An 8814-nucleotide genomic window follows, 5' to 3' on the forward strand; every position below is an offset into this window, starting at 1 on the left:
AAGCCGCAATCAAGCGGCGCCGGCGCTGCTAGTTCGCGTTTCCGCTGCGGCTGTGGCCCGAGAGACAGCCTCCACCGCGGCCTCGAACGCCAGAAGCGTCGAGGCGTGACGGGCGGGGTAGGCCTTTACAGGCTCCAGCACAGCAAGCTCCGAAAACCGGCCCACAGGAGATGGGCCGTTGACCTTGAGCATAGCGCGTAGGGAATCCCGCGCCAACTCGATCTCGGAAAGATCCGCACCGATGATGTTGGCGCCCAGGATCGCGGCGCTGGCCTGGCCCAGGGCGCAGGCCGAAACCTCCTGGGCGAAGTCGCTGACCTTGCCGTCCGCCATGGTCACATCGACCGTGATGCGGCTGCCGCACAGCTTGGCGGTCTTTTCGGATGACGCATCGGGCGCGGCCAGCCGCCCGGCGCGCGGGATGTTGGCGACCAGGGTCAGGATCTTGGCGCTGTAGAGCTCGTCGATCATCAGGCTTAGGTGGGGCTTTGCTGACGCTGCGACCAGAGCGCCTCGGCATAATCGCGCAGGGCCTCGCCCATCTGGGTATAGGCCGCGCGCAGCTTGCGACGGTCTTCCTTGCTGACCCAGCGCACCAGCAGGCCCATGAACAGCTCGCCGTTCGAGAAGGTCGAGTTCTGGGGGCCCATGTTCTCGATCTCGATATAGCGGATCGCCGTCACGAAGCCGCCCATCCGGCTGGAGCGCCAGTGCAGCTGCTCATAGGGCACCCAGTCCTGGACGACCGGCTGGATCACCCGCACCGGCTCGCCGGGCAGGGCCTGATGCACGCTCAGCGGCGTGCCGATCTTCAGCTGGCCCTCGGCCCGGGGATGGACAGGGTTCCAGTGCTCCCAGGTCGAGAAGTCCGAGATCAGCTCCCAGATCAGTTCGGCCGGGGCCTGGATGCCAATGCGGTGTTCGACGGCTCTTTGCATGGTCGGGCTTTTAGCATTGGAAGCGCGCCGCGTTAAACCCGTCCAGGGTCCAGATCATTTTACTGGCCGCTATCTGGACGGTCGCAAGCCGCCCTCCGGGATTTCCGTAGACATAAGTACGGAAATTCCGTATGATTTTCTTTTATGGGCATCGAGTTTGAATGGGACGACGCCAAGGCGCGGAGCAATCTCGTCAAGCACGGCGTCCCGTTCGCCTATGCCACCCGGGTGTTTCTTGACGCCGGGCTGATCGATTTCGATGCGTCCCGCCCAGGAGATGGCGAGCCGCGCCGCAAGGCCGTGGGCGCGATCGAGGGGCGCCTGTTTACCGTGGTCTACACATCGCGGGGCGAGCGCATTCGGATGATTTCGGCGCGGCGCTGCAACCTGACTGAGGAACGACGCTATGGTCCGCTTCACCCTCGACCCGAATAGCCCTCCGACGCTGAGCGCCGATCAGAAGGCGCGCCTGGACACCATGGACGATGCGGCGTTGAGCGCCGCGGCGGCCTCCGACGTCGATAACCCGCCCCTGACGGAGGATGAGCTCGATCGCCTGAGCGCCGCGCGACACGTGCGTCAGGTGCGGGCCCAGACCGGCCTGAGCCAGACGCTGTTCGCCAAGACCTTCCACATCAATGTGGCTCGCCTGCGCGACCTGGAGCAGGGCCGCACCCAGCCCGACAGCGCCGTGCTGGCCTATCTGGCCGTCATAGACAAGGAGCCCGACGCCGTGCGCCGGGCGCTCGCCAGCGTCGACTGACAGGAAGCAGGCAGTCCGCGCGGACCGCTAGTCCCGCACCAGCCCGCCATCGACCACCAGGTTCTGGCCGGTGACGGCGCGGCTCCACGGCGAGGCGAAGAACAATACCGCGTCGGCGAACTCGGCCGGCGTTGTCACCCGGCGCAGCGGCGTGCTCTGGGCGATCAGGTCGAAGATGGCTTCCGGCGTCGCCGCGCTGGCGTCGGTGGTGCGCAGCAGGCCGCCCGACAGCATGTTGACGGTGATCCCACCCGGACCAAGGTCAGCCGCCGCCGTCCGGGTCAGCGACAGCAGCGCGGCCTTGGCGGCGGTGTAGTCGTGATAGGGCACAACCGGGTTCTGGAAGAGGTTGGTGCCGATATTGATCACCCGGCCAAAGCCGGCGTTTTCCATGGCCGGCGCCGTGGCCTGGATCAGATTCAGCGACCCGCGCAGCGACACGTCCAGCTGACCCTGGAAATCCTCCCACGGGATCGACTGGATGGTTTCGCGGCCATCGCCGTTGAAGCTGAAGTCGCCCAGCGCGTTGTTGACCACCGTGGTCACGTGGCTGCCGAAGTGCTCGGCCGCCTCGTTGACCATCCGGCGGGCCTCTTCACGATCGCTGACATCGGCCTGGATCGCCACGGCATGGTCGCCCAGCTCGGCCGCGAGGGCGAAGGCCGCGGCCTCGCTGCGGCGATAGTTGATCACCACCGACGCGCCCTGGCCGGCGAAAGCGCGCGCGATGGCCGCGCCCAGTCCCCGGCCCCCGCCGGAGACCAGGACGATCTGTTCTTCCAGCTTCAAGCGATCAGTCCTTCATCCGCCAGGTGGCGCCGGCCGGGCCGTCCATGACCACCACGCCCAGGGCGTCCAGCTCGGCGCGGATGGCGTCGGCGGCGGTCCAATCCTTGGCGGCGCGGGCTTCGACGCGACGCTTGAGCAGGTCCTCTACCTGGGCCTTCAGGTCATCGGAGGCGTCGCCCTCGAACCAGCTGTCGGGGTCGGCCTGCAGGAAGCCCAGCAGGGCGCCGGCCTCGATCAGCCGGGCCTTGTTGGCGGCGATGGCCACGGTGTCACCCGCCGTGACGGCCCGCTCGATGGCGCTGGAAACCTCGAAGAAACAAGAGATCGCCTGCGGCGTGTTCAGATCGTCCTCAAGCGCGGCGACCACCTCTTCGGGGGCCTCCATCGCCTGGTCCATAGGCACGTCCTTGGCGCGGCGCAGGGCGCCGTACAGACGGTCCAGGGCCTTCTTGGACTGCTCCAAAAGCTCGGGCGTCCAGTCCAGCGGCTGGCGGTAGTGGGCCGAGAGCAGCGCCCAGCGGATCACTTCGCCCGGCGTGGTCTTCAAGAGCTCGTGCGGCAGGATCACGTTGCCCAGGCTCTTGGACATCTTCTCGCCGGACATATCCAGGAAGCCGTTATGCATCCAGTAGTTGGCCAGGACCGGCAGGTCATGGGCGCAACGGCTCTGGGCCACCTCGTTTTCATGGTGCGGGAAGGCCAGGTCGATGCCGCCGCCATGGATGTCGATCGTCTGGCCCAGCGACTTGTCGATCATCGCCGAGCATTCGATGTGCCAGCCCGGACGGCCCGCGCCCCAGGGGCTGTCCCACACCGGCTCGTTTTCCTTGGACGGCTTCCACAGCACGAAGTCGGCGGGGTGGCGTTTGTAGGGAGCGACCTCGACGCGGGCGCCGGCGATCATGTCGTCCAGGTCGCGACCCGACAGCTGGCCGTAGTCGGGGAAGGCCTGGGTGTCGAACAGCACGTGGCCCTCGGCGGCGTAGGCCGATCCGTTGTCGACCAGCTTGCCGATCATGGCGACGATCTCGCCGATATGCTCGGTGGCCTTGGGCTCCAGGTTCGGACGCAGGGCCAGCAGGCCGTCGGCGTCCGCGTGATAGGCAGCCAGGTAACGATCGGTGATCGTCTTGATCGGCACGCCTTCCTCGAAGGCCTTCTTGTTGATCTTGTCGTCAACGTCGGTGACGTTGCGCGCATAGACCACCGCGTCCTCGCCATAGATGTGGCGCAGCATCCGGTACAGCACGTCGAAAACCACCACCGGCCGGAAGTTGCCGATATGGGCGTGGTTGTAGACCGTGGGCCCGCAGACATACATCGTCACCCGATCCGGATCGGCGGGGACGAAGACGCGCTTTTCGCGCGTCAGGGTGTCGTGGAGCTTCAAGGTCATGGGAAACGCGTCTGCCTGACGTAACGGGAGGGTGTTGCGGAGGATCGGGAGGGTCCCATATAGCTATTGGACACGCCGACGACACGTCATCTTTTCGACGCCCTCGGTCGTAGCTGTGAAACGGGTGGCACGCGTCATTCCAGGGCGACAGGCGTCCTGGCGCAACTCAGCCCGTGGAAAGACCTCCGAACACATGGACGCCCTGTCCCGCGAGCGAACCCTGATCGGCTCTGAGCCAGGTCTTGATCTTGAACCCGGCCAGCGCCCTACCCGCGACGAGGCCATGGCCGCCGTCCGGACCCTGCTGGCCTGGGCCGGCGACAATCCGGACCGCGAAGGCCTGCTCGACACGCCCCAGCGCGTGGTCGACGCCTATGGCGAGTGGTTCGCCGGCTATGAAGGCGATCCGGCCAAGGAGCTGAGCCGCACCTTCGAGGACGTGCAGGGCTATGACGACATGGTCATGCTGCGCGGCATCGACGTGCAGAGCCACTGCGAGCACCATATGGCGCCGTTCCTGGGCAAGGCCTGGGTGGCCTACATGCCGACCGGCAAGGTCGTGGGCCTCTCCAAGCTGGCGCGCCTGGTCGAGATCTACGCCAAGCGTCTCCAGACCCAGGAGACCATGACCATGCAGGTGGCCGACGCCATCGAGGATCATCTCAGCGCCGCCGGCGTCGCCGTGCTGATCGACGCCGAGCACCAGTGCATGAGCACCCGCGGCGTGCACCACCACGACGTCTCGACCATCACCACCCAGTTCAGGGGCGTGTTCAGGACCGACAAGGTTCTGCAGCAGCGGTTCATGGATCTGGTGACGCGGAAGTAGCCTCACGCGGCGGCGCGGATTCCCTCGCGGATCCGCGCCACGCAGGCGTCCACCGGCCGGTGCACCAGCGAGACCAGCACAAAGCTGATCAGCATCAGCAGGTACCAGGCGCCCATCTTCTCGATCCCGACCATCGTCCAGCCGTCCTTCTGGCTGGGATAGATCCACGCGCCCGCGGCCGTGCCGAGGTTCTCGGCGATCCAGATGAACAGCGACACCAGCAGCAGGCCCACGATCATCGGCATGCGGCGCGGCGTCTGGTCGGGCGTGAAGACGAACCAGCTGCGCCCGAACAGCACCGCCGACAGGGCGAACAACCCGATGCGGATATCGGGCCCGTAGTGGTGGGTGAAGAAGTTCAGATAGGCCAGGGCCGCCAGGACCCAGGTGCTCCAGAACGGCGGATAGCGGATGAAGGTGATGTCGAACAGTCGCCAGATCCGGGCGATATAGCTGCCGACGCAGGCGTACATGAAGCCGGTGAACAGCGGCACGCCGCCGATCCGCAGCAGGCTGGGCTCGGGATAGATCCATGAGCCGTGGGCGGTCTTGAAGACCTCCATCACCGTGCCGACCAGGTGGAAGATGAAGATCACCAGCGCCTCGTCCCAGCGCTCCAGTTTCAGGGCCAGCAGCGAGGCCTGGATGGCCAGCGAGGCGAGGACGAGGAAATCATAGCGGGCCAGGCCCGCATCCCTGGGCCAGAACAGAAAGGTGCCCACCAGCAGGGCCAGCATCAGGCCGCCGAACAGGCAGGCCCAGGCCTGCTTGAGCCCGAACAGCAGAAACTCGTACGCGTAGCCATGCCAGCGCGAGCGCCGCGCCCAGGGTCGGGCCAGGACGTCCAGCACGGCGACCTGCGCCTTGATGCGATCCTTGAGGTTCATCGATTCTCCACAGCGCGAGGCTAGCCCAGCGGGGTCCGTCGGCGCCATATGGAGCGCATGACCGCGCCCCTCTTCCCACACGCCCATGACAAGCACGCCCTGGAACGGGGCGACCAGCTGGCCCCGCGCTTCAACGCCGACGGCCTGGTCGTCGCGGTGGCCCAGCACGCCGACACCGGCGAGATTCTGATGCTGGCCTGGATGAACGACGAAGCCTTGAAGCTGACCGTCGACACCGGGATCGCCCACTATTTCAGCCGCTCACGCAATGAACTCTGGAAAAAGGGCGAAACCAGCGGCCAGCTGCAGATCGTCGAGGAGCTGCGGGTCGACTGCGACCAGGACGCGGTGCTGATCAAGGTGCGTCCGCAGGGCGACGGCGGCGCCTGCCACGTCGGCTTCCGCTCGTGCTTCTACCGGGTGATGGAAGACGGCCGGCTGGTTGAGCGGGAAGACAAGATCGCATGACCACGCTCCAGGCCCTGCTGGCCTTCAGCTTCGCCGCCTTTCTGCTGACCATCACCCCGGGTCTCGACACGGCGCTGGTCCTGCGCACCGCCGCCACCGAGGGGCCGCGTCGGGCTTTCGCGGCGGCGCTGGGCATCGGGATCGGCTGTCTGGTCTGGGGCGTGGCCGCCGCCTGCGGGGCCGGAGCGCTGCTGACCGCCTCAGAGCTTGCCTATACCGCCTTGAAATGGGCCGGCGCGGCCTATCTGGTCTGGATCGGGATCAGGATGATCCTCAAGCCCCGCGACGCCTTCGAGCCGGGCGCCATCGCCCCGACCGGCGGCGGCGCCATGGCCTCGCTGCGGCGGGGGCTGCTGACCAACCTGCTCAATCCCAAGGTCGGGGTGTTCTATATCTCGTTCCTGCCCCAGTTCGTGCCGGCCGGCGCCAACCCGGCCACCTTCGGCGTGCTGCTGGCGGGGCTGCACGTGGTGATGGGCCTGATGTGGGCCGGGCTGCTGATCGCGGCCACGGCGCCCCTGGCCGGCCTGCTGCGCGAGGCCTCGGTGATCCGGTGGCTGGACCGGATCACCGGCGGCGTCTTCATCGCCTTTGGCCTGCGCCTGGCGCTGGAGCGGCGTTAGCTCTCGGCCAGAGCCTCAATCCCGCCGCCCTTGGTGGGCGTGACCACGAAACGTTTGAGCACGCGCGTCGTGTAGGTCGGCTCGACGATGGTGGAGACGGCGATCATCTCGCTGGTCGCCTTGCCATGCTCCAGAGTCAGCAGCACGAAGCCCTTGGCGCCGGGATCGGCGAACTTGACCTCCTTGTTGCGCGCCGCGAAGGCCTGGCCCAGCGGCACGCCCGGCAGGATGTCGCCATAGCCAGGCGAGGTGATGCCGGTGGCCCCGAACTCGACGGCCACCCGCTTGGCGCCGGCCTCGTCGAACAGCTCATTGGCCCAGAACGAATGGCTGTCGCCCGAGAGCACGATCGGATGGGCGCCGGCGCTCTTGAACAGGTCGTAGAGCCGCTCGCGATCGGCCGGATAGCCGTCCCAGGCGTCGAGATTGTAGGGCAGGCCCAGGGCCGACAGCGCCACACCCTGCTGGATGCGCTCGCGGATATAGGGCGGCAGCTTTGCCAGCATCGGCTCGAACTTCTCACCCAGCAGGGTCTGCAGGTTGGGGCCCGCGACGCGGGCCATGACCACCTGATTGCCCAGCACCTGCCAGGCGCTGCCGGCCTTGACCGAGGCGGAGACCTGCCCGGCCAGCCACTGGCCCTGGGCCTCGCCGACCAGGCGGCGGGCCGGATCCTTCCACTTGGCCGAGAAGGCGGCCACGTCGGGCTTGCCGCCCGCCATCGGCAGGTCGGTGGCGTAGTCCAGCTGCTCGGACCGGGCGGTCAGGCGGGTCTCGGTCATCAGCAGGGTGGCGACGTCGCCAAACTGGAAGCCGCGCCAGCTGGCCTCGGGCAGGGCGCCGGCGGCCGGCTCGCGGATCGGCATCCACTCGTAATAGGCCTTCAGGGCGGCGGCCTTGCGCGCGGCCCAGTCGCCCTCCCCCTTGTCGGCATCGTGGTTCTGAGCCCCGCCCTGCCAGCTGTCATTGGCGGTCTCGTGATCGTCCCAGACCACGATCCACGGCGCGCGCGCATGGGCCGCCTGCAGATGGGGATCGGACTTGTAGCGGGCGTGACGGCGGCGATAGTCGTCCAGGGTGACGATCTCGTGCATCGGATCGGGCATCCGCTGGGCCGCGACCGGCGAATTCATGCCGTAGTCGGTGGGCGCGCCGCCATATTCGTAGATGTAGTCGCCCAAATGCAGCACGGCGTCGACGCGCGGCAGTTTCGCGATCGCGTCATAGGCGTTGAAATAGCCGTTCGAATAGAGCGAGCATGAGGCCACGGCCAGGACGACATCCTTGGTCGGCCCGGCCGGCAGGGTGCGGGTGCGGCCGACCGGCGAGGTCACGCCATTAGCGACAAAACGATACCAGTAGTCGGTACCCGGCTTCAGGCCCTGCCCCTCCAGGTCATGCTTGACCGTCCAGTCGCGGCTGGCCCGGGCAAGCAAGCCCTTGCTGGACGAGACGATGGTCTTGAACGCGGGGTCCCGGGCGACCTCCAGATCGACCAGGATGTCGCCGTCGCCCGCCGCCTTGGGCTTGACCCGGGTCCAGAAGACCACCGAGGTCTGGGCCGGATCGCCGCTGGCCACGCCATGTTCAAAGGCGACCGCGCCTTTGTGGACGTTCAGGGGCTGGGCCGAGACCGCGCCGCCAGCGCCGGCCGCGCCACCCAGACCCAGAAACGCAAGAGCCTTCCGACGATCGATTTTCATTGTCTTATTCCCCTAGTCCACGGCGCCGCTTCGGCGTCTCGTGCGTTAGCGCCACAGCACAACAGGAAGATGACGCATGTCCAGCGAAGGCCTTCACGTTCCACGTGAGAAACTCAGCCGCAAGACCCTCAACCGCCACTACGCCATCACCTCGCTGATCGAGGAGTTCGAGGCCGTGGACTGGTATCGTCAGCGTGCGGATGACTGTGACGACATCGAGCTGAAGAAGATCCTACTGCACAACGCCCGCGAGGAACTGGAGCACGCCGCCATGGTCCTGGAATGGCTGCGCCGCGACGATCCCGAGACCGACGAGCAGTTGCGCGAGTACCTGTTCAAGGACGGCTCGATCACCGGCCATGAGGAAGAGGCGACCGCTTAGGTCATGTAAAATCCGCTCTACCCAGCCAAGGCCGGG

Annotated in this window: 11 protein-coding genes and 1 pseudogene; 6 read left to right on the forward strand and 6 right to left on the reverse strand. The window is 66.8% G+C overall.

Features of this window, described 5'->3' with window-relative positions; genetic code table 11:
- Positions 1-9: 9 nt before the first annotated feature.
- Both ACW17V_RS17275 and ACW17V_RS17280 read right to left on the reverse strand, forming a co-directional pair.
- On the reverse strand, positions 10-471 hold the full coding sequence (locus tag ACW17V_RS17275; protein ID WP_492106284.1) for an iron-sulfur cluster assembly scaffold protein: 462 nt from the start codon (positions 469-471) through the stop codon (positions 10-12).
- A gap of 5 nt (positions 472-476) precedes the next feature.
- Entirely contained in the window at positions 477-938 is a 462-nt protein-coding gene (locus tag ACW17V_RS17280) for an SRPBCC family protein (protein WP_492106285.1), read from the reverse strand.
- A gap of 144 nt (positions 939-1082) precedes the next feature.
- Here ACW17V_RS17280 and ACW17V_RS17285 point away from each other — a divergent pair, with 144 nt between their 5' ends.
- Positions 1083-1373 (forward strand): BrnT family toxin, encoded by a 291-nt coding sequence (locus tag ACW17V_RS17285; RefSeq protein WP_492106286.1) that lies wholly within the window; start codon positions 1083-1085, stop codon positions 1371-1373.
- Positions 1345-1701 carry a helix-turn-helix domain-containing protein gene (locus ACW17V_RS17290; RefSeq protein WP_492106287.1) on the forward strand — a complete coding sequence of 119 codons (357 nt, stop codon included), beginning with the start codon at positions 1345-1347 and terminating at the stop codon, positions 1699-1701. Before ACW17V_RS17285 ends, ACW17V_RS17290 begins: the two co-directional genes overlap by 29 nt.
- 27 nt (positions 1702-1728) lie before the next feature.
- Here ACW17V_RS17290 and ACW17V_RS17295 read toward each other — a convergent pair whose 3' ends face one another.
- On the reverse strand, positions 1729-2490 hold the full coding sequence (locus tag ACW17V_RS17295; RefSeq protein WP_492106288.1) for a 3-oxoacyl-ACP reductase: 762 nt from the start codon (positions 2488-2490) through the stop codon (positions 1729-1731).
- Between the two features lie 4 nt (positions 2491-2494).
- The gene (gene cysS, locus ACW17V_RS17300; RefSeq protein WP_492106289.1) at positions 2495-3886 is read right to left on the reverse strand and encodes a cysteine--tRNA ligase; all 1392 of its coding nucleotides are present in this window, start codon (positions 3884-3886) and stop codon (positions 2495-2497) included.
- A gap of 193 nt (positions 3887-4079) precedes the next feature.
- On the opposite strand from cysS, the gene folE reads away from it, so the two are divergent.
- A complete protein-coding gene (folE, locus tag ACW17V_RS17305) occupies positions 4080-4715 on the forward strand; it encodes a GTP cyclohydrolase I FolE (RefSeq protein ID WP_492106290.1) in 636 nt (211 codons plus the stop codon).
- 2 nt (positions 4716-4717) lie between these two features.
- Here folE and ACW17V_RS17310 read toward each other — a convergent pair whose 3' ends face one another.
- Entirely contained in the window at positions 4718-5602 is an 885-nt protein-coding gene (locus ACW17V_RS17310; RefSeq protein ID WP_492108820.1) for a DUF817 domain-containing protein, read from the reverse strand.
- Between the two features lie 57 nt (positions 5603-5659).
- Between ACW17V_RS17310 and hisI the strand changes: the two are divergent.
- Positions 5660-6077: pseudogene (gene hisI, locus ACW17V_RS17315) on the forward strand (phosphoribosyl-AMP cyclohydrolase); the annotation flags it as partial.
- A complete protein-coding gene (locus ACW17V_RS17320; RefSeq protein ID WP_492106291.1) occupies positions 6067-6693 on the forward strand; it encodes a LysE family translocator in 627 nt (208 codons plus the stop codon). The pseudogene hisI and the gene ACW17V_RS17320, both read left to right, overlap by 11 nt.
- Here the strand turns inward: ACW17V_RS17320 and ACW17V_RS17325 are convergent.
- Entirely contained in the window at positions 6690-8396 is a 1707-nt protein-coding gene (locus ACW17V_RS17325) for an alkaline phosphatase D family protein (RefSeq protein WP_492106292.1), read from the reverse strand. The two genes, ACW17V_RS17320 and ACW17V_RS17325, sit on opposite strands and share 4 nt — an antisense overlap.
- Before the next feature lie 76 nt (positions 8397-8472).
- Between ACW17V_RS17325 and ACW17V_RS17330 the strand changes: the two genes are divergently transcribed.
- The gene (locus tag ACW17V_RS17330; RefSeq protein WP_492106293.1) at positions 8473-8778 is read left to right on the forward strand and encodes a ferritin family protein; all 306 of its coding nucleotides are present in this window, start codon (positions 8473-8475) and stop codon (positions 8776-8778) included.
- The last annotated feature ends 36 nt before the right edge of the window (positions 8779-8814 follow it).

The sequence above is a fragment of the Caulobacter sp. FV2ye17ST genome (genome assembly GCF_058680955.1).

Coding starts and splice junctions, on each gene's coding strand:
- ACW17V_RS17280 (WP_492106285.1), bottom strand. CDS start 938: ATGCAAAGAGCCGTCGAACACCGCATTGGCATCCAGGCCCCGGCCGAA.
- ACW17V_RS17320 (WP_492106291.1), top strand. CDS start 6,067: ATGACCACGCTCCAGGCCCTGCTGGCCTTCAGCTTCGCCGCCTTTCTG.
- ACW17V_RS17275 (WP_492106284.1), bottom strand. CDS start 471: ATGATCGACGAGCTCTACAGCGCCAAGATCCTGACCCTGGTCGCCAAC.
- ACW17V_RS17285 (WP_492106286.1), top strand. CDS start 1,083: ATGGGCATCGAGTTTGAATGGGACGACGCCAAGGCGCGGAGCAATCTC.
- ACW17V_RS17330 (WP_492106293.1), top strand. CDS start 8,473: ATGTCCAGCGAAGGCCTTCACGTTCCACGTGAGAAACTCAGCCGCAAG.
- ACW17V_RS17290 (WP_492106287.1), top strand. CDS start 1,345: ATGGTCCGCTTCACCCTCGACCCGAATAGCCCTCCGACGCTGAGCGCC.
- ACW17V_RS17310 (WP_492108820.1), bottom strand. CDS start 5,602: ATGAACCTCAAGGATCGCATCAAGGCGCAGGTCGCCGTGCTGGACGTC.
- folE (WP_492106290.1), top strand. CDS start 4,080: ATGGACGCCCTGTCCCGCGAGCGAACCCTGATCGGCTCTGAGCCAGGT.
- ACW17V_RS17325 (WP_492106292.1), bottom strand. CDS start 8,396: ATGAAAATCGATCGTCGGAAGGCTCTTGCGTTTCTGGGTCTGGGTGGC.
- cysS (WP_492106289.1), bottom strand. CDS start 3,886: ATGACCTTGAAGCTCCACGACACCCTGACGCGCGAAAAGCGCGTCTTC.